This window comes from Acidovorax sp. 22279 (assembly GCF_052045435.1).
Taxonomy (GTDB): domain Bacteria; phylum Pseudomonadota; class Gammaproteobacteria; order Burkholderiales; family Burkholderiaceae_C; genus Acidovorax; species Acidovorax delafieldii.
In genome coordinates this window covers 1-26,651 of record NZ_JBQEOV010000006.1, presented here as the reverse complement: position 1 = coordinate 26,651, position 26,651 = coordinate 1, and the positions used below count along the sequence as shown (strand labels likewise).

Genomic DNA, 26,651 nt, shown 5'->3' with positions numbered 1-26,651 from the left:
AGCGGTTTCCGATGTCACGTTTTGCGGCTGTGCGGCGCTCCTAGAATTCGGCCGCCCCAAACGCCTGAACGAGCCCTGACAGGTGTGTTTGTGCGGCTTTGCCAGCAAACGAATGTCATACATCTACGACAACCCAGAGTCCTTGGCCAAGCAACCTCTCGTGGGCACGCACCACTGCGTTGCACTTGTTAAGCACTACGCCAGAGCTCCAGCCTCATCGCTCTGGAGAGAAGGGGCCTCTGTGAAAGGCAATATGCTGCTCAAAAAGGGCACTGCCATCGCAACCTTCGTCAACGGAAAGTACCCAAACCAGGGCACTGGCAACCATGCGGCGTTGTATGTGTCTCAGGATGCATCGGGAATCACGGTCGTCGATCAATGGTCCGGCAGCGGCACGATCCGCTTGCGTCGGTTGATGTTTCTCGGAAAGGACAAGACCGGGAAATATGTTGACCCCAGCAACAATGGCGACGCGTTCTCGGTGGTGGAGTAATCGGTATGACGAATAAATTTGGCCTAAGTCTTTCACTGATTGTTTTGAGCGCGAGCGGCGCTGCCATCGCGCAAGAGGCCCCGGGCAACGCGGCGGCCCACAAGGCCACCGCTTGCCCACCATCAATTCAGGTCCAACAGACGCCCTCGCCCGCCCTTATTTCAGATTGGCAAACCCGCAGCAGCAACGACACGCATCCTCTTGCCAATATTTCCTTCTACGCGGGGCCACCAGAGGAGATGGCCCAACTAGCGCCCAGCAGCGCGCAGCGCAAAGGCAAGACGCTCACCTCGCGGTGGCTGTTAGCTCCGACCGACCGCGTTTACTGGGTAGCTTGTGAATACGCCGGGACATCGGCCACTGCTACCAAGCCGCTCGACAAAAACATTGCGTCTTGTGTTGCCGAGCACGACATGAACAGCTCGCCACCAGTGCTTAAACGATGGAGCTGCCGCGGAGGCACCGCAGGGTAGCAGGCTGCTCAAATGCCTCTCGACAACACCGAAAGCGGTATTCCCAGTGATCACTTGCCCCTTGGGGCTCTCAGAAAATCCCCTACAGGCTGTTTGATGGGGTCGAGCTTTTTGTGATTGGCATTTGCCAATCTGTATCTCAGCCGTCTGGTAGGGATGAGTGCTCCGTACCAAGACTCTCTGAGAGAGAGCACCATTTAATAAGATATTAATAATGGCCGAAATTAAAATCACTTCGCCAATTGGGAAAACTGTCGGAAATAACCCTCATGAGGTACAAGCGGTTCAGCGTGCTCTCAACCGCCATATGAATTGCAAGATCGGCTATCAGCCCATCAAAGAAGATGGCAGAATTTCTCCTGAAACACTCCAAGCAATCCATGTATTTCAAAAAATGATTGGCGTCACACCCGCAGACTCCATCATTCTTCCCCATGGTTCGACTCACAGGGCCCTGAATCAAAATATTATAAGAATTCTCAATCCCACCGCAGCATGCCTTGTTGCTGATCAAGAGAAAATCAGGCAAGTAATCATTGATCGGGTAAATATCGTTGAACGAAAAACGTGGCAGGCTTTGAATCCTGCCAAGATTCCCCAGAATGACTGGAGCTACCAGTCCATCGCCATTCATCATGCAGGCAATTCGTTTTCATGTGGGGCGAACGGTGTTGATGCGCTAAAGAACGCCGAGAAAATCGATATGAATAGCTTCGGACAAATTAGCTATCACTATGCTATCGATTGTCGAGGGGTGGTTTATGAAGCGCTTGATATTCGCCACAAGGGAGCTCACATTGAAAGGGGAAACACTGGTGTCATCGGAGTGGTTTTCCTGGCTGACTTGAGCGTCCGAGGTGAGGCATCCCGGCACGGCCCTGGTGTCGCAAACGTTACGCGAAGCAGGGGAGTGCGAGCCGGGGTTTCTGAGTTCTTGGGCGTGCAAAAGGATCAACTCGCGGTTAATCACGATGAGCCATCGGAGCTGCAAATGTCCAAAGCGGAAAAATTAGTCCAAACTTTGATCGAATTTTTTCCCATCAAACGACTTGGAGGGCATCGGGAATTTGCACAAGCTGCGGGCAGTAGCAGGGCATGCCCAGGAATTTACGGAATGATCATTGCGGAGCAATTGCGTAAAAAATTTGGTCTTGCAAAACCTTGATATGACAAAAAAAATCGCCTTTTTTATCGGCGCACTTTCTTTGTTTCTGACTGCATGGCTTTTTGTTGGGTTGGATCGATACGTTGGAGACCATGAAGTGGGGAGTGCGTGGGACCCCTTTATAAAGACAACCCCAACGTTTCAAGTTCTTTTCAGGAACCCTGCACAATATACACTCGATCGCGATCCATTTGATTCACTTGACAGTACCCGAAAAAATCAATTTTTGGAGTATTGCGGCATTCGATATGGGATTCACGATCCTCACCGCTGTGAGGAATATATTGAACAAATGCGGGTCAAGTAATAACTAGACGAGCGCACTTCAAATAGACATACGGTATTCAGTGCAAACGACTGGAACACCGTTGATCGGGGACCGGGGGGCCCCGACGGCCACGCTGGATAACGAGGTGTGGATCTGCCAGCTTAAGACCGGGGCCCCACAACGACACAGTAGCGCAGTTCACCGTTTATCGCAAGAAGGCTGTTTCATCAGTGCCAACACGCTGCCCACGCCGCCGCTTAGGCCACATTGCGCTGGCAGGGTTACCGCAGCGGATACGATTCACTGTGTTCTAGCGTCTGGCCCACACATTTAACTACCGCCCCACGTGTTAGCGAGTGCTAGGGCCGTCAGCCATCTCACCCATGATTTTCTAGTACTGGCGAGCGCTACGGGCAGGTGTGCCGCCTGCCGTACTCACCTTGCAATGGGTTGCACACGCCCCACCCCACCCGACTGGCGCCGCACGCGCCAGAACAGCCAGCCCACGATCGACAGATTCAGCAGGTTCCACGCCATACCGTTCAAAAACGCCGCGCGGTAGCTGCCCGTCAGGTCAAAGATCCAGCCCGACATCCAGCCCCCCAGCGCCATGCCGATCAGCGTGGCCATGATCACCGCACCCACCCGCGCACCGGCCTCCTGTGGGGCGAAATACTCGCGGATGATGATGGCGTAGGCGGGCACGATGCCGCCCTGGAACAGCCCGAACATCGCCGAGATGACATACAGCGGCACCAGCCCGTCAAACGGCAAAAACAGCGCCAGCCCCACGCCCTGCAGCGCCGAGCCCAGCAGCAGCGTGCGCACGCCGCCAATGCGGTCGCAGATCACGCCCGACACCAGGCGGCTGACGATGCCGCAGGCCAGCATCAGCGACAGCATCTCGGCCCCGCGCGCCGCGCCAAAACCCAGGTCGGTGCAATAGGCCACGATGTGCACCTGCGGCATCGCCATGGCCACGCAGCACGCGACGCCCGCCACACACAGCAATAGCTGTGCATGCAGCGGGCGCAGACCGAACGGGCGGCTGCGGTCGAGCGGCAACGGCGAGGGCGCTGCACCCGACGCGGCCGGTGCCACCGCTGCCGGTGCTACATCCATCTGCGCCACCGGCGCGCGCTGGCGCATGCGCAGTGCCAGCAGCAGCATGCCCACCCCACACACAATGCCGAGCAGCACATAGGTGTGGCGCCAGCCGATCAGCTCAATGCCGTGCTGCACGATGGGCGGCCACAGCGCGCCCGCAATGTAGTTGCCGCTGGCGCAGATTGCCACCGCAATGCCACGCCGCTTGTTCCACCACAGCGCGGTGTCTGCCATCAGCGGCGCAAACGTGGCCGAGCTGCCAATCAGCCCCATCAGCCCGTGCGCCAGCCCAAACCCCCAGATGCTGCCCGACAGCCCCGCCCACACAAACCCGCCACACACGGCCACAGCCCCCACGCACAGCACCGGCATCAGCCCATGCCGGTCGGCCATGCGGCCCGTCCAGATTCCGCCCAGCCCCAGGCACACCATCATCAGCGTGTAGGGCAGCGACGCATCGGCACGGCCCACGCCAAACTCGGCCTGCACGGCGGGCAGCACCACCGACACCACATACATGCTGCTGTTGCCCAGCACCACCAGGCCCAGCGTGGTCAGCAGGCGCCACGCGGCTTGGCGGGAGTCGATGAGGGATGCGGGGGCGGCGGCAGAGGGGGGCGAAGAGGTGTTCGGCATGCGGGGCAATTTACCCCACGGCGCTGCAGGGACTTGCAGGGCGGCGTCATGGCTCGCTGAGTGCAAGGATGCGGCACATCGATTGGTGTGATTTTTTAGCTGTTCGCACGGGCTGACCGCACACCCTGGAGGCGCCGCGGGTGGTGGGGCAGGGTCACTGCCACAGACCCCAGGCAACACGCGTTGATCGAGCTACCTGGGGTCTGAAAGTGCCAGGGCAGATACCCCTTCTCAGATCTTGATGAACTGGGCGGCCGACAACGCGCCAAACGGCAACTCCGACAAACGCCCGCCCACCGCCAGCGTGCCCAGGTCCACCGGGAAGTAGCCGATGGCGTCCAGCACCTTGCGCACTTCTGCCTTGGCTGCGGCGTCGTCGCCTGCGTAGAACATGGCGCGCTGGCCGCCGGAGACTTGGGGCTGGGCCAGCAGGTTCACGTCCAGGTGGTTGAACGCCTTGACCACGCGGGCGCCGGGCACGAATTCGCTGAACACTTCGCTGGACGAGCGCCCGCCCAGGTCGATGGCCTTGATGCCGTAGGCCGCCAGCGGGTTGCTGGGGTCTTGGGCATCTGGCGAGTTGGGGTCCAGAAACGCCACGGGGTTGGTGCCGTCGATGACGATGCGGCCGTTCCACGCAGGCAGGCCACCCAGGGCCTGGCCCAGGTCTTCCCAGCGCACTGCGATGAGCACGATGTCTGCGGCGGCAGCCTCTGCCACGGTGCCCGCCTTGATGGTGGGGCCCAGTTCGGCCACCAGCGGGGCCAATGATTCCGGCCCACGCCGGGTGGAGAGGGTGGCCGACAGGCCTTTGCTGGCCAATGCGCGTGCCACGTTAGAGCCGAGTGCGCCTGAGCCGATGATGCCGATGTTCATGGTGATTTCCTTGGTCAATGAGTGAAGTGGATGGAGGGAAAGGGAACGGTGAAAAGTCGAATGTGGAGAGGGGTGTGAAAGGGATTAACCCAGCCGCCCGGCTTGGCGCAGTTGCCCTGCAATGCGCCGGATTTCTGTGGTGCCCTGCCGCAGTGCTGCCTGGCTGGTGTGCACGGAGTAAGTCCCCATGACCAGCTCATGCGGGTGCGGCACGGCAGAGCCCAGCACGAAGCTGGTGGCTTCGGTGGCCACAAATTCGATGCTTTGGTGGGTGGGCTCAAACGCCACCAGATCGCCTGCGTCAATGGCTTCGCCTGCAGTGAGTGCGCCGGTGGCCACTGCCGCCCATGCCACGGTGTGGCCGGGGGGCGGGGTGTAGGTCCAGCGTTCGCCCTGAGCCAACTGCACAGCCAGATAGGTCATGCCCTCGGGCGCCGCCACGGGGCTGTGCGCTGCGCCGTACTCGCCCAGCAGCACCCGCACCGGGCCCACCTGGGGCACCAGTTCGGGGGCGAGGTACTGGCTGTGGGCGGGGGCGTTTTCCAGCGCGGCGGGCAGGGCCACCCACAGCTGGAAGCCCCGGCCCGGTGTGTCGCCCACGGGGGCGCCGGTGTGCCACACGCCGTTGCCAGCACGCATCCATTCGACGCCGCCTGCAGGCAGCAGGCCCGCTTGGCCGGTGCTGTCTTCGTAGCGCACATCGCCTTCTGACAAAAACGTGACGGTGGCGATGCCCGAGTGGGGGTGCATGCCAAAGCCCTGCTGCGCTGCGCCGGGCTGAAAGTGCACCCGATCCAAAAAGATGAAGGGCTTGAGCACCTGGCCCAGGTCCCCGGGGCTCATGAGGCGGGTGATGGGGCCGTGCGTGGTGCCGCGGGTGCGGTGGGTGATGGCGCGTGGGACGGTGGCGGGTGCAGACATCAAAAGAACCTCGGAGGTGTTGAACTGATGCCTGTAGCTTAAAAATTCATCGATTGATTGACTAGATAGCGCAATATGATTGCACTCGTCCATTAATCGAATGAATGAGCGCAACCATGCTGGATCTGAACGACGTGGCCATCTTTGTGCAGGTGGTGCGCTGCGGCAGCTTTGCCGAAGCCTCGCGCCGCCTGGGCGTGCCGCCCAACACCCTGAGCCGCCGGGTGCAGCAGCTGGAAGCGCAGCTGGGCACCCGGCTGATGCAGCGCTCGACCCGCCACCTCACGCTCACCAGCGCGGGCCAGGTGTTTCTGGAGCGTTGCAGCGGCGCGGTGGAGGGGCTGATGGATGCGGGCGAGGAGCTGCTGGCGGTGAACCAGGAGCCCAGCGGCCTGGTGCGGGTGGCGGCCCCGGCTGATTTTTTTGATTTCTTTGCGATGGAGTGGCTGACCGAGTTCCTGGTCGCGCACCCCAAGGTGCGGGTGGACTTTGTGCTGAGCGACGGCCGCGCGGACCTGATTGCAGACCGGATCGATGTGGCGTTTCGGGGCGGCATTCTGGAGGACTCGGGCCTGTTTGCCCGCAAGGTGCTGGACGCGGGCAGCGACGGCCTGGTGGCCAGCCCGGCCTACATTGCCCGCCGGGGTGTTCCGGCCACGCTGCAAGACCTGGTGGACCACGACTGCCTGGCGTTCAGCCACCCCAGCGGCAAGGCCACCTGGCGCGTGACGGGGCCAGAGGGCGCACCGGCCGAGGTGCAGGTGACTGGCCGCTTCAGTGGCAACACGGCACAGGCCTTGCGCAAGGCCGCGCTGGCGGGCTTGGGCATTGCGCTGCTGCCCTCCACGCTGACGCAACGCGATCTGCGCGCTGGCCTGCTGGTGCCCATGCTTCCTGGATACCACCGGCTGGGGCATGGCGTGCACATGGTCTACCCCAGCAGGCGCTACCTGCCCTTGGCCGTGTCGGCGTTCATTGAGCTGGTCATCAGCAAGATGGGTGCGATGCAGGAGCTGCCACCCCAGGGCGATGGCTGATGACAGATGACTGACGCGGTATGAATCCACGGGTGCCGTTCCCGCTGGGTCTGTCAGCGCGCTGCACGAGGCTTCGCAAGGCTCCGTCTGCTCACACTGCTGACCGCTATGCTCCCCACCCAACGAAACACAAACAACCCACACGGTGACCGCCATGCACGACATCATCTGCCCCCACTGCAACAAGGCGTTCAAGATTGACGAGACCGGGTATGCCGACATCCTCAAGCAGGTGCGAGACGCGGATTTCGCCGCGCAGTTGCACGAGCGGCTGGAGCTGGCCGAGCAGGACAAGCGCAATGCGGTGGCGCTGGCGCAGGCCCAGGTGGCCAATGAGCTGCAGAAGTCGGCGGCGGCCAAAGATGCCGAGATTCAGGCCCTGAAGGCGCAGCTGGGCGCGGGCGCGGTGGAGCGCGACCTGGCGGTGGCGCAGGCCCTGAGCGCGGTAGAAAAGCAGCGCGACGCGCTAGCCAATGAGCTGGAGCGTGCGCGGCAGGCGCAGCAGGCAGCGGACCAGTTGGCACAAGCACGGCTGGCGCAGCAGCTGCAGGGCGTGGCCGCCCAAAAGGACGCCGAGATACAGCAGCTCAAATCACAACTGGACGCTGCCGAGGTGGCGCGCAGGCTGGCAGTGTCCGAGGCGGTCACGGTGGTGGCCCGGGAGCGCGACGAGCTCCAAAACAACCTGAACCTGGTGGTGGTGAAAAAGCAGCTGGAGGAGGCCGCCATCAAGGAGCAGTACGCCCTACAACTGCGCGACCGGGACGGCGAGATTGCGCGCCTGCGGGACATGAAGGCGCGCCTGTCCACCAAGATGGTGGGCGAGACGCTGGAGCAGCACTGCGAGACGGAGTTCAACCGCATCCGCGCCACGGCGTTTCCCCGCGCCTACTTTGAAAAGGACAACGACGCGCGCAGCGGCAGCAAGGGCGACTACATCTTTCGCGACCTGGACGAGGCGGGCAACGAGATCGTCTCGATCATGTTCGAGATGAAGAACGAGAGCGACGAGACGGCCACGAAGAAGCGCAACGAAGACTTCTTGAAAGAGCTGGACAAGGACCGCAACGAAAAGGGCTGCGAGTACGCGGTGCTGGTGTCACTGCTGGAGCCCGAGAGCGAGCTTTACAACACCGGCATCGTGGACATGTTCTACCGCTATCCCAAGATGTACGTGGTGCGGCCGCAGTTCTTCATCCCCATCATCACGCTGCTGCGCAACGCTGCGATGAAGTCGTTGCAGTACAAGTCGGAGCTGGCGCTGGTGAAGGCGCAGAACCTGGACATCACCAAGTTCGAATCGCAGCTGGAGGAGTTCAAGGGCGCGTTCGGGCGCAACTGGCGCCTGGCATCGGACGGGTTCGAGGAAGCCATCAAGCGCATTGACGAGGCCATCAAGGACCTGGAGAAAACCAAGGAGGCGCTGCACAAGTCGGCCAACAACCTGCGCCTGGCCAACGACAAGGCCGAAGACCTCACGATCAAGAAGCTGACTCGCGGCAACCCGACGATGGCGGCCAAATTTGCGGAACTCAAGCAGTTGGGGATTTCGGACGGGGAGTGATGCGGGGCGGGCACAACCGGTCTGCGGCTGCCCCGTCGTCATGGGTGGCATGAACGTTGAGCGGCACTAGCCGCGCACCGACGCCCCCGTCGCATAAAACTGCCCGCCCGCCACATAGTGCAGCGTGCGCAGGTCATCCGGCGCGGTGTCGAACTCCCAGTGCCCGTTGCGGAACACACGGTCGTCAGCCCAGGCGGCCACCACTTCGCCGATGAACAGGTCATAGGCCTGCTGGTTGTGCGGCTCGGGGATCACGCGGCACAGCAGCCAGGCGGCGCAGCCTTGCACCAGCGGGGGCGTGGCCTGCCCCGGGTGGCCGGGCGCTTCAAACAACGACACGCCATGGCGCTGCAGCTTGTCGGGCGTGGTCTTGGCGCTGTCGGTACCCAGCGCCACAGTCAGCGCGGCCAGGGGCACGGTGGGCAGCTGCAGCGCAAAGAAGCCGCTGGCCTCCACCAGCTCGCGCGTGCGCGTGGCCTTGTCGAGCACCACCGTTACCTTGGGCGGCGCGAAGTCCAGTGCGCAGGCCCACGATGCCGCCATGACGTTGTGCTGGCCCGCGTGGGCGGCCGACACCAGCACGACGGGGCCGTGGTTGAGCAGGCGGTAGGCCTTGTCGAGGGGCACCGGGGTGAAGTGGGGGTGGGAGGCAGTGGGCAGCATGGGGGGTGAGGGTCTGTTCAAAGGGCAATACCAGGGGATGGGGCAGTGCGTGGGGCCTGTGGGCGCTGCCGATATTTGCTATTAATTAGATAGCTATTCAGGCATATTGCACTAGCGCCATGGCGCATTTTTGCCTCAAAACGGCTTCCATGAAGCCTGTGGGGGCGCTCTGGGGCCGGCGGCACGGCCCGCCCAATGCCCCCGCCCCTGAGTGCCGCACAGGGGCTTGTGGCCTGCGCAGGTGATGGCGATAGCCACCCGCTAACATGCCAACGCCAACCGTTGGCCACAACCCGCCCCCTGAGGGGCCTACAGGAGACGATGAATGTTCAGTCATGTGATGGTCGGTGTGAACGACCTGGAGCGGTCCAAGAAGTTTTATGACGCGCTGCTGGGGGCGCTGGGCGTACCGCCCGGTGTGGCCAACAAGAACCGCTACTTCTATCGCGGCCCCACTGGTACCTTTGGCATCACCACCCCCATCAACGGCGAGCCCGCCACCTTTGCCAATGGCGGCACCATCGGTTTTGCCATGCAGTCGCCCGAGCAGGCCGATGCCTTCCACGCCGCCGGTGTAGCGAACGGTGGCATCACCTGCGAAGACCCACCCGGCTGGCGCGAAGGCCCCGGCGGCAAGCTGTACCTGGCGTACCTGCGCGACCCGGACGGCAACAAGATCTGCGCCCTGCACCGCCCGGCCAAGGCCTGATCAACGGGCAGGCCCCCCGCTGCAACCCCGGTAGCGTTGCAGCCAGCGCTGGGCGCCCTGCACACTGTGGCAGGCCGCAGCGGCCATGGCCCCGGTGACGGCCAGCATGGCCAGGGTGTGAACCCCCAGCGCGGCCAGCGCGAACAGCAAGGGGGTGGAGAGCCCGTCGCCCCCAGAGGCCACCCCACCTTCAGCGCCATCGCCCCCGCACAGCGGCGCCAGCGCAGGCACCAGCGCCAGCCCGGCACCGTGCACCGTGGCCACCCCAAAGGACCAGAGCGCCATGCCCACAGGCCCGGCGGGCTTGCGCAGGCGGTGCCACGCCGCCCCCGTCAGACGCACGCGGGCGACTATCACCACCCCGCCCAGGCCGCCCGCCACCGCCAGCAGGGCAGGTGGCGACAACGACAGCTCCCACCCCACCGCAGCCGCCGTCAGTGCCACGGCGGCCAGGTGCCCGACGGCCATGGGCAGCAGTGCGCGCAGCGGCATGCTGTGGTCACGCGCACAGAGGCTCCAGGTGGTGGCCAGCCCCCAGCCCGTGAGGGGGTTGAGCCCGTGCAGTGCCCCCATGGCGGCGATGGCCAGCCAGGACCAGAGGGTGGCGTCCATGGTCGCGGTCTCAACCGTGTGTGGTTCGGCCCCGTGTGGAGCAGCACCCGCCCGGCGCCGTGTGGGCCGGTGAAGGCTGTGGCGCCTGTGCAGCTGGCGCCGCCGCAGACCCAGCCGCTGGCTGGGAAGGCGCATACCGGTCGTGGTGGCGCACCCAGTCCATGGGGTAGGCGGGGTTGGTCTCATGGCGGCCTCGGGGCGTGAGGTCCAGCAGCTGATAGGTGCCCATCATGGCCTCCACGCCGCGCCCGAAGGTGGAGTAGGCGTGAAACACCTCGCCCGCATCGCTGCGCACAAACACGCTGATGCCCGGCGCCTCATCGGCGGGGAACGGCTGCATGCCGTAGTTGTAGAACACGTCGCCGTTGCCGCGTGCGCGCTGCTCGGGCGCAAAGCTCACGGCAAAGTCGTGGTTGAAGTCGCTGCCGTGCGATGACGCCCAGCGAAACTGCCAGCCCATGCGCTGGCGAAAGCGCTCGATCTCGGTCAGCGGCGCGCGCGAGACGGCGAGCACCGACACGTCGCGGTGCTGCAGGTGCAGCTCCATGCCGCCCATGTGGTCGGCCATGAAGGAGCAGCTGGGGCAGCCCTGCTCCCACCCCGGGCCAAACATGAAGTGCTGCACCACCAGCTGGCTGCGGCCATCGAACAGGTCGGCCAAGGCGCGCGGACCCTGCAGGGTGTCGAGCATGTAGCGCTTGTCCACGCGGGTCCAGGGCAGTGCGCGGCGCTGCGCGGCGACCTCGTCATGCAGGCGGGTCAGGGCCTTTTCGCGGGCCAGCAGCGCGTGGCGCTGGGCCAGCCATTCGTCGGCAGAAACCACGGGGTGGGAAATGGGTGCGTTCATGGGGGTGCTCCTGGTGGGTGGTGGATGACGTTGCGGGACGGAGAATTGCGTGGGGAGGGAGGCGCTGGCAGCCGCACCTGTCCCCGGCCCGCGACATCGCGTGATGCGCGCAGGGCCTGTGGTTGCAAGGGGTGGTGGGTGCGGCGGGGCGCCGCGTCGCTCAAGGGCTGAAGGTGTCAGGGGCTCAGGGGCGGGCCGCCTTGGGTCGACGCACAGCGCGGACCTTGCCGCTGCCGCCGCCCCCGCAGTAGAAAAGGTCGGCGCCGTCGGATTCGAGGCCGCTCACGCCCACGCCTTGAGGCATGTCGAGCTGCTGCAGCACGGCGCCGGTGGCAGGGTCGATGTGGCGCAGCGTGCTCTCGTCACCCTCCCAGGTGCCGTGCCACATCTCGCCGTCCACCCAGGTCACGCCGGTCACAAAGCGGTCGGACTCGATGGTGCGCCGGATGGCGCCGGTGGCGGGGTCGATCTGGTGGATCTTGCGGTCGCGGTACTGGCCCACCCACAGGCTGCCTTCGGCCCACGTGAGGCCCGAGTCGTTGCCGTTGCCGGGTGCAGGAATGGAGGCCACCACCTGGCCGGTGGCGGGGTCGATCTTGTCGATGCGCGCCTCGGTGATCTGGTACAGGTGCCTGCCGTCAAACGCAGTGCCGGCATCGCTGGCCACCGCCAGCGTGCGCCGGGTCTCGCCCGTGGCGGCATCGAAGGCCACCAGGTGCGCCCCCGTGGCCGCCCAGACATGCTGGCCGTCGTGGGTCACGCCGTGCACGCTGTCCGCGCCCGCAAAGGGGCCGTATTCGCGCACGATCTCGGCGGGTTGTGAAGGGTGGTGGCGGAGGGTGGCGGGTGTCGGGTCGCTGTGGGTGCATGCGGTCATCGTTGGCTCCTGTGGGGTGGCCCGGTGGGGGTTGGCGTCCACTTTATGCAATCGGCAGCGCAGCAGGGAGTAACAAGATCGTCGTGAATCCGGACAGCGGCGGCGCCAGCCAGCGCTGCGCACGCGCACGGCCGATGGAGCGCACACGGCCTTGTGCTTCCAGCTCGGCCAACGCGCGCTGCACGGTGCGCTGGCTGGCATCCGTGGCCAACGCGAGCGCCGAGGTGGACCAGGCCGCACCGTCCGACAGCAGAGCCAGCAGCGCCGCCTGCTCGCCATCGATGGGTGGCGTCAGCACCACCACGGGCCGTGCGTCCAAGGGTTGCAGCGCAAAGCCGCGCGCTGTGGCCTCGATGCGCGCCAGTGGCCGCAGAAGCGCGCGCAGCCGCCCTACCTCCACCCGCAGCCGCGCACGGTGGGTGTCGTCCGGGTGGCGGGTGCGAAAGACCTGCGCAATCAACGCCTCGCGCTCGGCATCGCCGGGCCAGGCTTGCGCCAGCGCACACACCAGCGTGAACAGGATGGGCCGGCGTGCCAGCAGTTGCCACACGCCGGCGTCTGTGATGGAGGGGCCACCGCCCACCCCCACGCAGCGCCGACATGCATCCACCACCAGCGCGCCCGATGCCAGCAGGTCTGCCACATCGGAAAGGCGCAGCAGCTGGTCGACCCCTGCCCCCACGCGCCGCGCTGCGGGTTGATCCAGCACGGCGCGCGCCTGCGCCACCTCAGCCAGCAGGGCTGGTACATGGGCTTGCTCAGCGGCCTCACGCGCACGGTCCAGCGCCGCGCTGGCGGCGGCGATGTGCAGCGAGCGCAGCGCCAGCTCGGCCAGGGTCAGTTCGGCCATGGCCCGCAGGGCGGGGGGCAGGTCGCCCGCTGTGGGGGCGGTCGCCATAGCGTCCATGGCCGCTGCGGCTTCGTCCAGGCGGCCCATGCGCAGCAGCCGCCGCGCCGCAATCAGCCGCGCCTGTGTGGCGTTGGCGGTGTCGCCGTGGGCTTGCAGCGTGTCGGCTGCCTCCAGCAGCGGACGGGGTGACCCGCCCAGGTCGCGCATGGCCAACGCCACCTCGGCCTCGGCCACCACGCAGCGGGCGCGCGCCTGGGCTTCGTGGGTGCCAAAGGCGCGCGCAGCCTGCCGCAGCAGGTCGCGCGCACGGGGGTGTTCGCCCAACTGCGCCATGGCAATGCCGCGCAAGGCCAGGGCGGGTGGGTCGTCGCGCAGGGCCACGCGCTTGAGGGCGCCCAGCGGGTCCCCGGCGGCCAGTGCGCGGGCGGATGCGGAGATCAGCGAATCCATGGCCGCAGACTACACCGCCAGAGGCCCACACTCCCGTGGGCGATACTCGCCGCCTCGAACAGCCACCTCGAATCGCCATCGTGCGGCTGCCCCTGCAGGCGGTTCTTGGCAAAAGGAAGCAGCAGTGAAACCAGTGACCGGCAGCGCAGACGCGGCCATTTTTGACGAGGCGTACTACCAGCGCTTTTACTTCGACAAGAAGACCAGCGTGGTGGACCCGGCGCACACCGAGCGCCTGGGCGCGTTCGTGTGCAGCTACCTGCAGTACCTGCGCGTGCCCGTGCGGCGGGTGCTGGATGTGGGCTGCGGCATTGGCCTGTGGCGCGATGTGATCGCACGGCATTTTCCGCAGGCGCAGTTCCACGGCGTGGAGTTCAGCGAATACCTGTGCCAGCGGTTTGGCTGGGAGCGCGGCTCGGTGGTGGACTACAAGGCCCGGACGCCGTATGACCTGGTGATCTGCCAGGGCGTGCTGCCCTACCTGAGCGAGGCCGACGTGCAAAAGGCCATGCGCAACCTGGCGCGCCTGAGCCGGGGCGCCCTGTATGTGGAGGCCGTCGCGCGCGAGGACTGGGAGCAGGATGTGGTGGACGAGCAAGTGACCGACCCGCGCATGTTCCGCCACCCCGCACAGCTGTACCGCCGCACGCTGGGCGAGGGCTTTACCGAGCTGGGTGGTGGCGTGTGGCTGAGCCCGCTGGCAGAGCTGCCGCTGTTTGCGCTGGAACGTGCGGGCGGCCGGTGACACAGCCCGCAGCCCCCTCGGCGACTGACGTGGCCACCACCGATACGCCGTCCGTCACACCACCTGTCCCACCACATGCGGTGGCACGCCTGCGCGCCGAGCGCCTGGCCCGCAGTGCCAAGCCCTTTCTGGCCCGGGGCGGCCCCAAGGGCGAGCGCTGCGCGGGCTGCCGCCTGGTGCCCAGCCACTGCATCTGCGCGCTGCGGCCCGTGCTGCCCACGCGTGCAGGCATGTGCCTGCTGATGGCGGACATCGAGCCCCTCAAGCCCAGCAACACCGGCTGGCTGATCGCCGATGTGGTGGCCGACACCTATGCGTTTGGCTGGGTGCGCACCGAAGTGCACCCCGACCTGCTGGCGCTGCTGGCCGACCCGCAGTGGCAGCCGTATGTGGTGTTCCCCGGCGAGTTCGTGGCGCCCGAGCGCGTTGTCACGCAGGTGGCCCAGGCCGAGGGCAAACGCCCGCTGTTCGTGCTGCTGGACGCCACCTGGCCCGAGGCGCGCAAGATGTTCCGCAAGAGCCCCTACCTCAACCACCTGCCCGTGCTGAGCCTGCAGCCCGAGCAGCTCTCGCGCTACCACCTGCGCCGATCCACCCGCATGGACCACTTCTGCACCTCCGAGGTCGGCGCGCTGTGCCTGGAACTGGCGGGCGAGCTGCAGGCCGCACAGGCGCTGGAGGCATACCTGGACGTGTTCACCCACCACTATCTGCAGGCCAAGCACCAGTTGCCGGTGGCTGCGGACGATGCCACGCACCTGCGGCTGCGCGGTGTGTGCAGCACGGGCTGAGCAAAACGCACTTTGGCACACGGTCCGCCGGGGGATTGCGCGACACGGGCAAAATGCACCGATGAAAGCTCCCCCCCGCCTGCAGTCCCTCATCGAGGAAGGCCTGATCGACACCGTGGTCCGGCAGCTCATGAGCGGCAAGGAGGCCATGGTCTACGTGGTGCGCTGCGGTGACGAAACGCGCTGCGCCAAGATCTACAAAGAAGCGAACAACCGCAGCTTTCGCCAAGCCGTGGATTACACCGAGAACCGCAAGGTCAAGAACTCGCGCTCGGCCCGTGCCATGGCCAAGGGCAGCAAGTTTGGCCGGCAAGAGCAAGAGGCCGCCTGGCAAAGCGCCGAGGTCGATGCGCTCTACCGCCTGGCCGCCGCCGGCGTGCGTGTGCCGCAGCCCTACAACTTTCATGACGGCGTGTTGCTGATGGAGCTGGTGACCGACGCCCACGGCGATGCGGCCCCGCGCCTGAACGATGTGAGCTTCACCCCCGAAGACGCGCGCACCCACCACGCCACGCTGGTGGCCGAGGTGGTGCGCATGCTGTGTGCGGGCGTGGTGCATGGGGACTTGTCGGAGTTCAACATCCTGCTGGCCCACCTGCCGGGCACAGAAGGTGAAGAGGTGGGCCACGACGGCCCCGTCATCATCGACCTGCCCCAGGCCGTGGACGCTGCGGGCAATAACCACGCCCAGCGCATGCTGCTGCGCGACGTGGCCAACCTGCGCGACTTCTTCGGCCAGTTTGCCCCCGAGCTGCGCCCCACCCAATACGGCCCCGAAATCTGGAGCCTGTACCAGAGCGGGCTGCTGAGCAACGAGACGCCGCTCACCGGCATCTATGCGCCCACGCATGCCGATGTGGACATGCAGGCCGTGCTGCGCGAGATTGACGACGCGCGCGACGAAGATGCAGCGCGCAGGCTGCGCATGGCGGCGGGCTGACGTCGCCTCCAACCGCGCAGGGCTGTGGCACCATCGCGGCCTTTTTCAGTGTCGCTTGCCCGCCATGCCGTTCATCCCCATCCGCAACTTCTGCCCCGGCGACGAACCTGCATTGCGCGCCGTTTTCCATGCCTCGGTGCATGGGTTGGCTTGCAAGAACTACACCGCCGAACAACTCGCCGCCTGGGCTCCACTGCACCATGACGCCCCACAGTGGGCGGAGCGCATGCGTGCCAACCAGCCTTTCATCGCGCAAGCGCAGAGCAGTGGCGCCATCGCCGGGTTTGCCGACCTGCAGGCCAACGGCTATATCGACATGTTCTTCGTGGCCCCGGCGTTCGCACGACAGGGCGTGGCCCGGGCGCTGATGGCGCACATTCACGCGCAAGCGGCGCAGCGCGGCATCACCCAGTTGCACGCACACGTCAGCCTGAGCGCCGAGTCCTTTTTTGCCGCCCAGGGCTTCGTGGTGGAAGCGCGCCAGCAGGTGGAGCGTGCGGGCGTGGTGCTGCACAACGCGCGCATGGCCAAGGCCTTGGCGGCCCGCCTGAGGGATCAGTCCTGATTTGATAGCTGGTTGCGCTTATCAATCAAGCGCCAGAGGTCAATTTGGCTTGAAATGAAACCACAGCGCTGTGCCCCTGCACCTGCAGGTGCCTTACAGTAGCCGCCCCGCACACACAAACCCACCCACATACCAGCCACAACGGCTGCCACCCCATGACCAAAGACCTGGCCCGACAGAACGAACTCAAACCCATGGCCCTGTGCGAGCCCTGCCAGGGCATTCAGCGCAACTGGCGCAAGGCGCCGGGCCATGCCGAGCTGGTGCAGCGCGGCAACCGCAAGGAAGACCGTGAGGACGGCACCGTCACCATCACCCGCTACGTGTGCGACCGCTGCGGCACCGCGTGGGAGTACGAGAACGACAAGAACAACCAGCGGGCGGGCTGGTCGGTCGTGGGGCGCTGAGCGCGGCGCTGGTCGCACCGGTGGCGGCCGAGCCCCGCCACCGCCATCCCGCAGCCCACGTGTAAATGCACCTATTTTGATAGCGCCCAAGGCATATAGCACTAGCGCTATCGCCCCAAAATCCACAAACTTCTGGTAACAACGCCTGCAGCAAGCCTTGGGCACCTTTTTGCTACCGCGGTGTCACAACGGTTTTGACGGAAAGCACCCATGCTGCATCGCCGACGATTCCTGACCCACGCCACCCGGGGCCTCGCTCTGGGCGGCGCGGTGCTGCTGGTGGCGCGGGGCGCGCTGGCACAGCCCAGCTACACCGTGCCCCTGGCCCAACTGCAGGCCATGGTGGACCCCAAGTTTCCGCGCAACGTGCCGGTACAAGGCCTGTTCAACCTGAGCGTGCAGGCGCCCCACCTGCGCCTGCTGCCCGAAGTGAACCGGCTGGGCGCAGCCATGGCGCTGGATGTGGCCGGCCCGGCGCTGCGGCGCAGCCACCAGGGCAGCCTGGAGGTGGAGTTTGCGCTGCGCTACGAGGCCAGCGACCGCACGCTGCGCGCCCACCAGATCCAGCTGGGGCGCATGGAGTTTCCCAGCCTGCGCCCGGCGGTGACCGAGCTGCTCAATGCCTACGGCCCGCTGCTGGCCGAACAGTCGCTGCGCGAAGTCACACTGCACCAACTGCGCCCGCAAGACACGGCGGTGTTTGACGGCCTGGGCCTGCAGCCAGGGCCCATCACCGTGACGGCCAAGGGGCTGACGGTGGCGTTTGTGAGCAAGACGCCCTGAGGGGCAACAGGGCTCAGGCGGGCGATTTTTTCAAGTAAGGCGCCAGATACCGCCCCGTATGGCTGGCCGGGTTGGCCGCCAGCTCCTCGGGCGTGCCCACGCCCACCACGGTGCCACCGCCCGCACCGCCCTCGGGGCCCATGTCGATGAGCCAGTCGGCGGTTTTGATCACGTCGAGGTTGTGCTCGATGATGACGATGGTGTTGCCCGCGTCGCGCAGCTGGTGCAGCACCTTGAGCAGCAGGTCAATGTCGGCAAAGTGCAGGCCGGTGGTGGGCTCGTCCAGGATGTAGAGCGTGCGGCCGGTATCGCGCTTGCTCAGCTCCTGCGCCAGCTTCACCCGCTGCGCCTCGCCGCCCGACAGCGTGGTCGCCGCCTGGCCCAGGCGGATATAGGAGAGGCCCACATCCAGCAGCGTCTGCAGCTTGCGTGCGATGGTGGGCACGTCCTTGAAGTAGGCCGCAGCGTCCTCCACCGTCAGCTCCAGGATCTGCGCGATGTTCTTGCCCTTCCACAACACCTCCAGCGTCTCGCGGTTGTAGCGCTGGCCGTGGCAGATGTCGCAGGGCACGTACACGTCGGGCAAGAAGTGCATCTCCACCTTCACCACGCCGTCGCCTTGGCAGGCCTCGCAACGGCCGCCGCCCGAAGACTGCGACACGTTGAAGCTGAAGCGCCCCGGGCCATAGCCGCGTTCCTTGGCGGTGTTGGTCTCGGCCATCAGCTCGCGGATGGGGGTGAACAGACCGGTGTAGGTGGCCGGGTTGCTGCGCGGCGTGCGGCCAATGGGGCTTTGGTCGACGTTGATGACCTTGTCGAAATACTCGATGCCCACGATCTCTTCGTGCTCGGCCGGCTCTTCGTGCGCACGGTGCACTTGCCGCGCCACCGCAGCATAGAGCGTGTCATTCACCAGCGTGCTCTTGCCGGAGCCCGACACGCCCGTCACGCAGGTGAGCAGCCCCACCGGGAAGTCCACCGTCACCCCCTTGAGGTTATTGCCCGTGGCACCCACCACGCGCAGCGCCTGTACGGCGCCCTGGCGCGCATGGTGCTCTGCCATGCGCTCGGCGCGGCGCTTGCTCGCCTCGGTCTGCGGAAAGCGCGACTTGGGCTTGGCCTCCACCACGGGCGCAGGCTGGTCCAGCACCGGCAGCCAGGGCGTGCGGCGCTGGGGCACGGCAATGGTGCGCGTGCCTGATAGGTACTGGCCCGTGAGCGATTGCGCATTGGCGCGCACTTCGTCGTACGTGCCCTGCGCCATCACCCGCCCGCCATGCACGCCCGCACCAGGGCCCATGTCGATCACATGGTCGGCGGCGCGCATCATGTCTTCGTCGTGTTCGACCACGATCACGCTGTTGCCGATGTCGCGCAGGTGCTGCAGCGTGGCGATCAGCCGGTCGTTGTCGCGCTGGTGCAGGCCAATGCTGGGCTCGTCGAGCACATACATCACGCCCGTCAGGCCCGATCCAATTTGGGAGGCCAGGCGAATGCGCTGCGCCTCTCCACCGCTGAGCGTTTCAGCGCTGCGGTCCAGGCTCAAATAGCTCAGGCCCACGTCGTTCAAGAACTGCAGGCGCGTGGCGATCTCGCGCACCACCTTGTCGGCGATCTCGGCCTTGGCACCGGTGAGCTGCAGAGATTGGAACCATGCGTGCGCGTCGCTCAGCGTGGCGTGGCTCACTTCGTAGATGGCACGGGCCTGTGTGCCTTCGCCCACCTTCACATGGCGGGCCTCGCGGCGCAGGCGCACGCCGTGGCATTCGGGGCAGGGCTGGGTGCTGCGAAAGCGTGCCAGGTCTTCGCGCACCACCACCGAATCCGTCTCGCGGTAGCGGCGCGCCATGTTGGGGATGATGCCTTCAAACGGGTGCTTTTTGGTGTGCACCTTGCCCTTGGAGGCCCCACTGTCCATGATGTAGCTGAAGGCGATTTCTTCATCGCCCGAGCCATGCAGGATGGCGTGCTGCACCGGCGCGGGCAGTGACTCAAACGGCGCCTCGATATCGAAGGTGTAGTGCCGCGCCAGGCTCTCCAGCATCGCAAAGTAGTAGCCATTGCGCCGGTCCCAGCCCTTGATGGCCCCGCTGGCCAGGCTGAGGGACGGGAAGGCCACCACACGCGCCGGGTCGAACACCTCGCGCTGGCCAATGCCGTCGCACGCCGGGCAGGCGCCCATCGGCGAGTTGAACGAGAACAGGCGCGGCTCCAGCTCGGCCAGCGAGTAGCTGCACACCGGACACGCAAACTTGCTGCTGAACAGGTGCTCCTGGCCCGTGTCCATCTCCAGCGCCAGCACGCGGCCATTGCCCTCGTTGCCGCCCACGCGCAGGGCCGCCTCAATGCTCTCGGCCAGGCGCTGCTGCAGGTCAGCGCGCACCTTCACCCGGTCGATCACCACGTCAATGTCGTGCTTCTCGGTCTTCTTGAGCGGCGGCAGGTTCTCGTGCTCGTAGATCTGCCCATCGACCCGAAAGCGGATGTAGCCCAGCGCCTGCATCTGCGCAAACAGCTCGGTGAACTCGCCTTTCTTCTCCCGCGCCACGGGGGAGAGGATAATGAGCTTGGTGTCCTCGGGCAGGGCTAGCACCGCATCCACCATCTGGCTCACCGTCTGCGCGGCCAGCGGCAGACCGTGGTCGGGACAGAACGGCGTACCCGCACGGGCATACAGCAGACGCAGGTAGTCGTGGATCTCGGTCACCGTGCCCACAGTGGAGCGCGGGTTGTGGCTGGTCGCCTTCTGCTCAATGCTGATGGCGGGCGACAGGCCTTCGATCAGGTCCACATCCGGCTTGTCCAGCCGCCCCAGAAACTGCCGCGCATAGGCCGACAGGCTCTCCACATAGCGCCGCTGGCCCTCGGCATACAGCGTGTCGAACGCCAGACTGGACTTGCCCGAGCCCGACAGCCCCGTGATCACCACCAGCTGGTTGCGCGGAATGTCCAGGTCGATGTTCTTGAGGTTGTGTGTGCGCGCCCCCCGGATGCTGATGCGCTGCTCGCGCAGGGCGCGGGCGAGGTAGACACCATCGGCGGATCGGTCATCGGCAACAGGGGGAGGGGTCACGGGCGGGCTCGGTGCAGGAAAACCCACCATGATAGGCGAGACCACGAGGGGCACGACCTGCTCGCTATGGCGAGAGGCGGCGGTGTCGTGTCGCGTTGTTACAACCCCTCCAAAGCCCTGTGGCCAATTGTTAACATCACGCCTTCACAAAAAAGATTCAGTCACGCCTTGGATACATTTCGCCCGAAGCAATGACCTCGGCGATGCCGAAAGCGGGTCTCAGGGAGAAATGCAATGAAATGGATTCTGGGCGCAGCCCTGGGCCTTCTATTGGCCGGCCCTTCGTACGCCGTCAACTACGCCATACAGGATGGCGGCGCGGGTAGCGGTTGTCAGAACGCCTGGCCCCCTTCCATTGTCGGAAACTACAACGAAAACGGCACGCTCAACGGCGTGCCCCGCTATGACGGCAGCGGCTGGTACCTGTACCGCGCCTCCATCTTTGGGCAGGATAACTGGGTCGTCAGCAATTCGCTGGGTAGCACGGACCTCAACAACAGCACCATTGCGTTCTACGCGCCCTCTTCGGCCGGCACACCCGTCGCCGGTACGGGCTACAACAGCACCAACTCGGCCTGCGGCAAGATCAACGTACAGCAGGGCGTGACGGTGCCAGCACCTGATGCGCCTACGATCGGACCGCTGAATTCCGGGGTACAGCCCTATATCTCCGGTGGGAGCACGACCGTGTATTGGTCCGGCGTGCCCGGCGTAGTGGGCTACAAGCTTGACGTCGCAACCGACGCGGCGTTTACGACCTTTCACCCCGGCTACAACGGACTGGTAATTACAGCCTCGCCCACCCCCCCGACCAGCGCCACGGTCACTGGCTTGAGCAACGCGGGGACGACCTACTACTTCCGTGTGCGCTCCTACAACGGCGGCGGGGACAGTGTTCCATCCGCGACGGTTAGCACCACCACAGTGCCCGCAGCGCCCACCTTGCAGACAGTCAGCAATGTCCGCGCCGATCGTTTCACAGCCAACTGGGCTGCCGCCACCGGCGCAGACGCGTACCGCTTGCAGGTATGTACAGACGCGGGGTTTACTTCTTGCATTGCTGGCTACAACCCGGCCAGCGTCGGCGACTCGCCAGCCCTCGTTTCGGGCCTCGCTCAAACCACGACCTACTATTACCGGGTATCCGCCGGAAATGCGAACGGCTATAGCGCCTATTCCAGCAGCGCCAACGTCACAACCAATACCCGCCCCAGCCTGAGTGGCAGTTTCATGACTTCCGGTGCGGTCAACGACAACGCCACGATTGCACCGTTCACAGGCGTTACTGTCTCGGACGCGAACGGCGATGCTGTCTCGGTGCAGATCAGCTACGCAGCAGCCAATGGCACGCTCGCGGGCACAGGGCTCACGGGCAGCGCTGGTAGCTACGTCTTGACAGCCCAGGCGCCAGCCACCGTGACCACCAACCTGCGGGGTCTGGTGTTCACGCCCACGTACCAGCAAGGCCCAACGGGGAGCACGGTGACCACCACGTTCACCCTGGTCCCTGATGATGGCACCGATGTCGGCACCAGCAACAGCACCACCAAGGTGACGACGACCATGACCAACGTCGCACCCAGCTTCGTTGGCGCCACGACAACGCTCACGGTCAGCGCGAACGCTGCCGCCACAGACATCAAGTCATTGCTCCACGTGAGCGATACCGACACCGGACAGACAGAGACATGGTCCGCTCAGACGGCGCCGGTGCACGGAACGCTCACCATCAACGGTACAGCGACTGCCTCGGGAGGAACCGACATTGCGCCGTCTGGCACCATCACGTACACGCCCGCATCCAACTACAGCGGCAATGACAGTTTTGCAGTGCGGGTAAGCGACGGGTCCGATAGCGCCGTACGCACTATCACAGTGACCGTGCAGGCCATGGCACCGGGAGCCCCCACAGGTGTGGTGGCCACGCCAGCGGATGGGCAGGCCAGCGTGTCTTTCAGTGCGCCATCCAGCAACGGAGGCTCAGCCGTCACTGGCTACACCGCGACGTCCAGCCCGCAGGGGCTCACCGGCTCGGCGGCCGGCTCGCCCATCACCGTCTCCGGCCTGACGAATGGGACCGCCTACACCTTCACAGTCATCGCCACCAATGCCATCGGCTCCAGTGGAGCGTCATCGCCGTCAGCGCCTGTCACCCCGAAAGGCGAGCAAACCATCACCTTTGCCAACCCTGGCGCCCAGAACTTCGGAACGTCCCTCTCCCTCACGGCGTCTGCGACCTCGGGCCTGCCTGTGAGCTTCAGTTCCACCACCCCAGGCATTTGCACCGTCACTGGGAGCGGGGCATTGACCCTGGTTTCTGCAGGCAACTGCACGATCGTCGCCGCCCAGACAGGCGACAACGTGTGGAACGCCGCGACAACCGTATCCCAAACGTTTGCCATCAATGCCATGGTTCCTGGCGCGCCCACCATCGGCACTGCAACTGCGGGTAACACGCAGGCCACCATCACGTTCACAGCGCCCGCCAGCAATGGCGGCTCAGCCATTGCCACCTACACAGCCACCTCCAACCCCGACAGCAAAACCGGCACCTGCGCGGGGCCCGCAGCCTGTCCCATCACCGTGAGTGGCCTGAGCAATGGCGCTGCATATACCTTTACCGTCACGGCCACCAACAGCGCAGGCACAGGGGCAGCGTCGGCAGCGTCCAACTCCGTCATACCCAAGGCAGTGCAAACCATCAGCTTTGCCAACCCGGGGAGCCAAAACTATGGCACCTCACCTGATCTGGCTGTCCTGGGTGGCGGTGCTTCTGCTACCTCCGGCCTGCCCGTGGCCTTCACGTCATCCACCCTCAGTGTTTGCACCATCACCCCGGCGGGGGTTCTGACCTTCGGGACGGCCGGGACTTGCACCATCAATGCCGATCAGGCTGGCAACGGTGTGTACCTGGCAGCTCCCCAGGTGTCGCGCAGCTTCACCGTGACCCCCATCGCGCCCGGTGCTCCCACCATTGGAACGGCCATAGCAGGTGATACGCAGGCCTCGGTGGCCTTCACCGCACCAGCGAACACCGGCGGCACCGCCATCACGGGCTATACGGTCACCGTCACTCCACCTGACGTGGCGCCTGTCTACGGGGCCGCATCACCCATTGTCGTCACGGGGCTGACCAACGGGCAGGCGTACACCTTCACCGTGACGGCGGATAACTCTGCAGGGACAGGGCCTGCGTCTTCGGCATCCAACTCCGTCACGCCCAAGGCCATACAGTCCATCACCTTCGCCAATCCTGGCAGCCAGAATTTCGGCACCACGCCCACGCTGTCTGCCTCGGTCACGTCCGGTCTGGCCGTTGCGTTCACCTCGTCCACCACCGGCGTGTGCACGATCACCAGCGGGGGGGCACTGACGTTTGTCACGGCGGGCAGCTGCACCATCAATGCCGACCAAGCAGGCAATGGCGTCTTCTTGCCAGCACCGCAAGTCAGCCGCATCTTCACCGTCAATGCGCAACTGTCAGTGTCTGGCGCAGTGCCTGGCATGGCAGGCCTGGCCACTGCGACGCTATCAGGCGGAGGTGCGAGCTGCACCCTGAACCCAGGCGGCACCAGTTTCATGGCGCCCGTCGGCATGCCTGGCAACCTCACGCTGCCCCATGGAGGGTTCGAGTTCCTCGCCACCGGCTGCTCGGGGAGTGTCACCATCACGCTGAACTATCCAGACCCCATGCCCGCCGGCATCCAGTTTTGGAAGTTTGGCCCTGCCACAGCAGGTGCGGGGGCTTCTACCTGGTTCGCCTGGTCGGGGGCAACCCTCAGCCCTGACCGGCGTACCGTGAGCTATACCGTGACGGACAACGGTGTGGGAGACTCCGACAACGCTGTCGGCAGCATCCGTGACCCGTTTGCACCTGCCTTCTTTGTCGGATCGGATGCAGCCGCCATTCCCGTCAACAACCCCTGGGCTCTGGCAGTGCTGGTCGCGGTCCTGGGTTGGCTAGGCCTGAGGCGCCGTCACCAACACCGCTGAAATCCGGGACTGCGATGCCATCCACCGGACCGTTGCCTTCCACCATCTTCGCTACCGACCAGCTGGTGGGTGATGAGCGCTTCGAAGCCTGGCGCTGCAGCATCTCGGTGATCTTCGATGTGGCTCCCGTGGGGCACGAGCCTCCCAAGGACTTCCAGGCCTCAGTCACCGCCCGCCACCTGGGTGCGCTCTTGGTGGGAGACCTGAACTTCGGGCGCCAGCAGTTCTCACGCGGTTCGCCCCGCGTAGCGCGCGACGGTGTGGACCACTACCTGGTGCAGTGGTATCGCAGCGGTGGCTTTGTCGGCCAGCATGATGACGGCGTGGACATGGAGGTGCGCCCGGGCGACATCACCGTGTTCGACCTGGGGCGCACGCAACGCACCTATGCCCAGCCCTCGCGTGTGCTGTCGCTAGTGGTGCCGCGCGAGATCGCCGCCGAGTCTTTCGGCGGGCGCGACGCTGACCTTCATGGCACGGTGCTGCGGCAGGGTACGGCCCTGGGCGGACTGCTCAGCGACTATCTTCAGTCTCTGCATCAACGCCTGCCGGACGTGACGCTCGCAGAGGCCCCAGCCGTTGTGCAAGCCACCACCCAGATGCTGGCCGCGTGCCTACGGCCAAGCCGCCACACCCATGCCCAGGCGCGGGTCGAGCTGCAGGGGGTGACGCTGGAACGCATCCAGCGACACATCTTGCAGAACCTGGCAGCGCCGCTGCGCCCAGAGCTGCTGTGCCAACACTTCGGTATTTCGCGCAGCCTGCTGTACCGCCTGTTCGAGCCGCTGGGCGGTGTGGCGCACTATGTACAGCAGCGTCGGCTGCTGCGCGCCTTCCATGCGCTGGCCAGCCCCGCCAATCGACGTCTGCGGGTGGCCGAGGTCGCCACGCGCAGCGGCTTCTCCAGCGAGGCACATTTCAGCAGGACCTTCCGTGCGGCCTTCGGCCTTACGCCCAGCGATGTGCGGGCCATGGCGGGCGGCGCCTTGGCCGCCGCAGCAGGTACTGCCAGCCAAGCAGCCCCCTCCACAGTCGAATACGCGAACTGGGTGCGCACTCTGCAGGTGTAACCCTGCGCCCGGCGCCTGCATGCCGCCGAAACAGCCGGTCAAAAACGTTGAGACGCACAGTCAAGCCGAAGTGACGGCCGCGCCTAGCATGGGTCACCGCCTGTTCCCCCCTTGCGCACTCCCCCATGCAATTCATCCGCAAACTGGCTGCAGCCGTGCTCGCTACCGTGCTGTGCAGCCCGCAGCTGGCCTGTGCTCAACCCACCGTCACCAGTTTTGCGCCCACCGAGGGCCTGACCATGGGCTGGACCCAGGTCGTCTTTACCGGCACCAACCTGGGCAGCACCTCGGCCGTTCGCTTTGACGGCGTGGATGCCACCAACCTCATCGTCGACGGCAGCGGCACCCGCGTCACGGCCACCACGCCTGCCCATGCCCGTGGCACCGTCGCAGTGGAACTAATCACCGCTCTGGGCACGGCGGCTGCAGGCAGCTACACCTATGTGCCCCAGCCCAACATCACGAACTGGGGCCCCGGCGAAGGTTCAATGCTCGGCGGCACCGAGGTCACCATCACCGGCAGCGGGTTCACCGGGGCGACGACGGTGCTGTTCGGGAGCAAACCCGCCACCCGCTTCACCGTGGACAGCGACACGCAGATCACCGCTGTCGCGCCGCCCCAGCCGGCAGGCCTCACGGTGATGTTCGAGATCTCCACGCCCATCGCCCATATGCCGCACCCCATGGGCTATTTCACCTACACCGTGCCGCCTGAATTGCGGCCCACCGTCACCAG

At 65.3% G+C, this 26,651-nt stretch carries 25 protein-coding genes; 16 read left to right on the top strand and 9 right to left on the bottom strand.

From position 1 onward, the window contains the following. Positions 1–112: 112 nt before the first annotated feature. From ACTJKQ_RS09500 to ACTJKQ_RS09485, 4 genes are all read left to right on the top strand, one after another. Positions 113–493, top strand: a complete 381-nt coding sequence (locus ACTJKQ_RS09500; protein WP_146191169.1) for a BPSL0067 family protein — start codon at positions 113–115, stop codon at positions 491–493. 5 nt (positions 494–498) lie between these two features. After that, complete coding sequence (locus tag ACTJKQ_RS09495) at positions 499–966, top strand: STY0301 family protein (protein ID WP_395457035.1); 468 nt, start codon at positions 499–501, stop codon at positions 964–966. Between the two features lie 214 nt (positions 967–1,180). Then, entirely contained in the window at positions 1,181–2,131 is a 951-nt protein-coding gene (locus ACTJKQ_RS09490; protein WP_440596682.1) for a peptidoglycan recognition protein family protein, read from the top strand. 1 nt (position 2,132) lies between these two features. Next, the gene (locus ACTJKQ_RS09485; RefSeq protein ID WP_288853158.1) at positions 2,133–2,438 is read left to right on the top strand and encodes a hypothetical protein; all 306 of its coding nucleotides are present in this window, start codon (positions 2,133–2,135) and stop codon (positions 2,436–2,438) included. Positions 2,439–2,834: 396 nt separating this feature from the next. On the opposite strand, the gene ACTJKQ_RS09480 is transcribed toward ACTJKQ_RS09485, so the two are convergent. The 3 genes from ACTJKQ_RS09480 to ACTJKQ_RS09470 form a co-directional block, all read right to left on the bottom strand. Continuing rightward, positions 2,835–4,142 (bottom strand): MFS transporter, encoded by a 1,308-nt coding sequence (locus tag ACTJKQ_RS09480; RefSeq protein WP_440596681.1) that lies wholly within the window; start codon positions 4,140–4,142, stop codon positions 2,835–2,837. A gap of 231 nt (positions 4,143–4,373) precedes the next feature. Beyond that, entirely contained in the window at positions 4,374–5,018 is a 645-nt protein-coding gene (locus ACTJKQ_RS09475; RefSeq protein WP_440596680.1) for an NADPH-dependent F420 reductase, read from the bottom strand. Positions 5,019–5,102: 84 nt separating this feature from the next. Beyond that, on the bottom strand, positions 5,103–5,939 hold the full coding sequence (locus ACTJKQ_RS09470) for a pirin family protein (protein WP_440596679.1): 837 nt from the start codon (positions 5,937–5,939) through the stop codon (positions 5,103–5,105). Positions 5,940–6,055: 116 nt separating this feature from the next. On the opposite strand from ACTJKQ_RS09470, the gene ACTJKQ_RS09465 reads away from it, so the two are divergent. Beyond that, a complete protein-coding gene (locus ACTJKQ_RS09465) occupies positions 6,056–6,976 on the top strand; it encodes a LysR family transcriptional regulator (protein ID WP_436075966.1) in 921 nt (306 codons plus the stop codon). Positions 6,977–7,130: 154 nt separating this feature from the next. After that, positions 7,131–8,540, top strand: a complete 1,410-nt coding sequence (locus tag ACTJKQ_RS09460; protein WP_440596678.1) for a DUF2130 domain-containing protein — start codon at positions 7,131–7,133, stop codon at positions 8,538–8,540. 66 nt (positions 8,541–8,606) lie between these two features. Here the strand turns inward: ACTJKQ_RS09460 and ACTJKQ_RS09455 are convergent, their stop codons facing one another. Next, the gene (locus ACTJKQ_RS09455) at positions 8,607–9,203 is read right to left on the bottom strand and encodes a flavin reductase family protein (RefSeq protein WP_440596677.1); all 597 of its coding nucleotides are present in this window, start codon (positions 9,201–9,203) and stop codon (positions 8,607–8,609) included. A 325-nt stretch (positions 9,204–9,528) separates the two neighbouring features. Between ACTJKQ_RS09455 and ACTJKQ_RS09450 the strand changes: the two genes are divergently transcribed. Then, positions 9,529–9,912 carry a VOC family protein gene (locus ACTJKQ_RS09450; protein WP_056056657.1) on the top strand — a complete coding sequence of 128 codons (384 nt, stop codon included), beginning with the start codon at positions 9,529–9,531 and terminating at the stop codon, positions 9,910–9,912. On the opposite strand, the gene ACTJKQ_RS09445 is transcribed toward ACTJKQ_RS09450, so the two are convergent. The 4 genes from ACTJKQ_RS09445 to ACTJKQ_RS09430 form a co-directional block, all read right to left on the bottom strand. Beyond that, positions 9,913–10,524 (bottom strand): hypothetical protein, encoded by a 612-nt coding sequence (locus tag ACTJKQ_RS09445; RefSeq protein ID WP_440596676.1) that lies wholly within the window; start codon positions 10,522–10,524, stop codon positions 9,913–9,915. 10 nt (positions 10,525–10,534) lie between these two features. After that, on the bottom strand, positions 10,535–11,371 hold the full coding sequence (locus tag ACTJKQ_RS09440; RefSeq protein WP_440596675.1) for a DUF899 domain-containing protein: 837 nt from the start codon (positions 11,369–11,371) through the stop codon (positions 10,535–10,537). 184 nt (positions 11,372–11,555) lie between these two features. Continuing rightward, a complete protein-coding gene (locus tag ACTJKQ_RS09435) occupies positions 11,556–12,248 on the bottom strand; it encodes a Vgb family protein (RefSeq protein WP_440596674.1) in 693 nt (230 codons plus the stop codon). A gap of 43 nt (positions 12,249–12,291) precedes the next feature. Next, entirely contained in the window at positions 12,292–13,548 is a 1,257-nt protein-coding gene (locus tag ACTJKQ_RS09430) for a helix-turn-helix domain-containing protein (protein WP_440596673.1), read from the bottom strand. Positions 13,549–13,672: 124 nt separating this feature from the next. Between ACTJKQ_RS09430 and ACTJKQ_RS09425 the strand changes: the two genes are divergently transcribed. From ACTJKQ_RS09425 to ACTJKQ_RS09400, 6 genes are all read left to right on the top strand, one after another. Beyond that, a complete protein-coding gene (locus ACTJKQ_RS09425) occupies positions 13,673–14,293 on the top strand; it encodes a class I SAM-dependent methyltransferase (protein WP_192419261.1) in 621 nt (206 codons plus the stop codon). 29 nt (positions 14,294–14,322) lie between these two features. After that, on the top strand, positions 14,323–15,084 hold the full coding sequence (locus tag ACTJKQ_RS09420) for a tRNA-uridine aminocarboxypropyltransferase (protein ID WP_440596672.1): 762 nt from the start codon (positions 14,323–14,325) through the stop codon (positions 15,082–15,084). A gap of 61 nt (positions 15,085–15,145) precedes the next feature. Beyond that, positions 15,146–16,024: a PA4780 family RIO1-like protein kinase gene (locus ACTJKQ_RS09415; RefSeq protein WP_440596671.1), complete on the top strand. Its 879-nt coding sequence runs from the start codon at positions 15,146–15,148 to the stop codon at positions 16,022–16,024. A gap of 64 nt (positions 16,025–16,088) precedes the next feature. Beyond that, a complete protein-coding gene (locus ACTJKQ_RS09410) occupies positions 16,089–16,589 on the top strand; it encodes a GNAT family N-acetyltransferase (RefSeq protein ID WP_440596670.1) in 501 nt (166 codons plus the stop codon). A 155-nt stretch (positions 16,590–16,744) separates the two neighbouring features. Then, positions 16,745–16,996: a hypothetical protein gene (locus ACTJKQ_RS09405; RefSeq protein WP_056056666.1), complete on the top strand. Its 252-nt coding sequence runs from the start codon at positions 16,745–16,747 to the stop codon at positions 16,994–16,996. 210 nt (positions 16,997–17,206) lie between these two features. Then, positions 17,207–17,779, top strand: a complete 573-nt coding sequence (locus ACTJKQ_RS09400; RefSeq protein ID WP_260668964.1) for a DUF1439 domain-containing protein — start codon at positions 17,207–17,209, stop codon at positions 17,777–17,779. Between the two features lie 13 nt (positions 17,780–17,792). On the opposite strand, the gene uvrA is transcribed toward ACTJKQ_RS09400, so the two are convergent. Continuing rightward, positions 17,793–20,882, bottom strand: coding sequence for an excinuclease ABC subunit UvrA (gene uvrA, locus ACTJKQ_RS09395; protein ID WP_440596800.1), 3,090 nt, complete (start codon positions 20,880–20,882; stop codon positions 17,793–17,795). A 204-nt stretch (positions 20,883–21,086) separates the two neighbouring features. Here uvrA and ACTJKQ_RS09390 point away from each other — a divergent pair, with 204 nt between their 5' ends. From ACTJKQ_RS09390 to ACTJKQ_RS09380, 3 genes are all read left to right on the top strand, one after another. Then, positions 21,087–24,845, top strand: a complete 3,759-nt coding sequence (locus ACTJKQ_RS09390; RefSeq protein WP_440596669.1) for a beta strand repeat-containing protein — start codon at positions 21,087–21,089, stop codon at positions 24,843–24,845. A 14-nt stretch (positions 24,846–24,859) separates the two neighbouring features. Then, positions 24,860–25,915: a helix-turn-helix domain-containing protein gene (locus ACTJKQ_RS09385; protein WP_440596668.1), complete on the top strand. Its 1,056-nt coding sequence runs from the start codon at positions 24,860–24,862 to the stop codon at positions 25,913–25,915. A 125-nt stretch (positions 25,916–26,040) separates the two neighbouring features. Next, on the top strand, positions 26,041–26,651 hold a 611-nt coding region (locus ACTJKQ_RS09380), incomplete at its 3' end, for an IPT/TIG domain-containing protein (RefSeq protein WP_440596667.1).

Excerpts from the sequence above, each read along its gene's own strand:
- ACTJKQ_RS09500 (WP_146191169.1), top strand. The coding sequence starts at position 113 with ATGTCATACATCTACGACAACCCAGAGTCCTTGGCCAAGCAACCTCTC.
- ACTJKQ_RS09495 (WP_395457035.1), top strand. The coding sequence starts at position 499 with ATGACGAATAAATTTGGCCTAAGTCTTTCACTGATTGTTTTGAGCGCG.
- ACTJKQ_RS09490 (WP_440596682.1), top strand. The coding sequence starts at position 1,181 with ATGGCCGAAATTAAAATCACTTCGCCAATTGGGAAAACTGTCGGAAAT.
- ACTJKQ_RS09485 (WP_288853158.1), top strand. The coding sequence starts at position 2,133 with ATGACAAAAAAAATCGCCTTTTTTATCGGCGCACTTTCTTTGTTTCTG.
- ACTJKQ_RS09480 (WP_440596681.1), bottom strand. The coding sequence starts at position 4,142 with ATGCCGAACACCTCTTCGCCCCCCTCTGCCGCCGCCCCCGCATCCCTC.
- ACTJKQ_RS09475 (WP_440596680.1), bottom strand. The coding sequence starts at position 5,018 with ATGAACATCGGCATCATCGGCTCAGGCGCACTCGGCTCTAACGTGGCA.
- ACTJKQ_RS09470 (WP_440596679.1), bottom strand. The coding sequence starts at position 5,939 with ATGTCTGCACCCGCCACCGTCCCACGCGCCATCACCCACCGCACCCGC.
- ACTJKQ_RS09465 (WP_436075966.1), top strand. The coding sequence starts at position 6,056 with ATGCTGGATCTGAACGACGTGGCCATCTTTGTGCAGGTGGTGCGCTGC.
- ACTJKQ_RS09460 (WP_440596678.1), top strand. The coding sequence starts at position 7,131 with ATGCACGACATCATCTGCCCCCACTGCAACAAGGCGTTCAAGATTGAC.
- ACTJKQ_RS09455 (WP_440596677.1), bottom strand. The coding sequence starts at position 9,203 with ATGCTGCCCACTGCCTCCCACCCCCACTTCACCCCGGTGCCCCTCGAC.
- ACTJKQ_RS09450 (WP_056056657.1), top strand. The coding sequence starts at position 9,529 with ATGTTCAGTCATGTGATGGTCGGTGTGAACGACCTGGAGCGGTCCAAG.
- ACTJKQ_RS09445 (WP_440596676.1), bottom strand. The coding sequence starts at position 10,524 with ATGGACGCCACCCTCTGGTCCTGGCTGGCCATCGCCGCCATGGGGGCA.
- ACTJKQ_RS09440 (WP_440596675.1), bottom strand. The coding sequence starts at position 11,371 with ATGAACGCACCCATTTCCCACCCCGTGGTTTCTGCCGACGAATGGCTG.
- ACTJKQ_RS09435 (WP_440596674.1), bottom strand. The coding sequence starts at position 12,248 with ATGACCGCATGCACCCACAGCGACCCGACACCCGCCACCCTCCGCCAC.
- ACTJKQ_RS09430 (WP_440596673.1), bottom strand. The coding sequence starts at position 13,548 with ATGGATTCGCTGATCTCCGCATCCGCCCGCGCACTGGCCGCCGGGGAC.
- ACTJKQ_RS09415 (WP_440596671.1), top strand. The coding sequence starts at position 15,146 with ATGAAAGCTCCCCCCCGCCTGCAGTCCCTCATCGAGGAAGGCCTGATC.
- ACTJKQ_RS09410 (WP_440596670.1), top strand. The coding sequence starts at position 16,089 with ATGCCGTTCATCCCCATCCGCAACTTCTGCCCCGGCGACGAACCTGCA.
- ACTJKQ_RS09405 (WP_056056666.1), top strand. The coding sequence starts at position 16,745 with ATGACCAAAGACCTGGCCCGACAGAACGAACTCAAACCCATGGCCCTG.
- ACTJKQ_RS09400 (WP_260668964.1), top strand. The coding sequence starts at position 17,207 with ATGCTGCATCGCCGACGATTCCTGACCCACGCCACCCGGGGCCTCGCT.
- uvrA (WP_440596800.1), bottom strand. The coding sequence starts at position 20,882 with ATGGTGGGTTTTCCTGCACCGAGCCCGCCCGTGACCCCTCCCCCTGTT.
- ACTJKQ_RS09390 (WP_440596669.1), top strand. The coding sequence starts at position 21,087 with ATGAAATGGATTCTGGGCGCAGCCCTGGGCCTTCTATTGGCCGGCCCT.
- ACTJKQ_RS09385 (WP_440596668.1), top strand. The coding sequence starts at position 24,860 with ATGCCATCCACCGGACCGTTGCCTTCCACCATCTTCGCTACCGACCAG.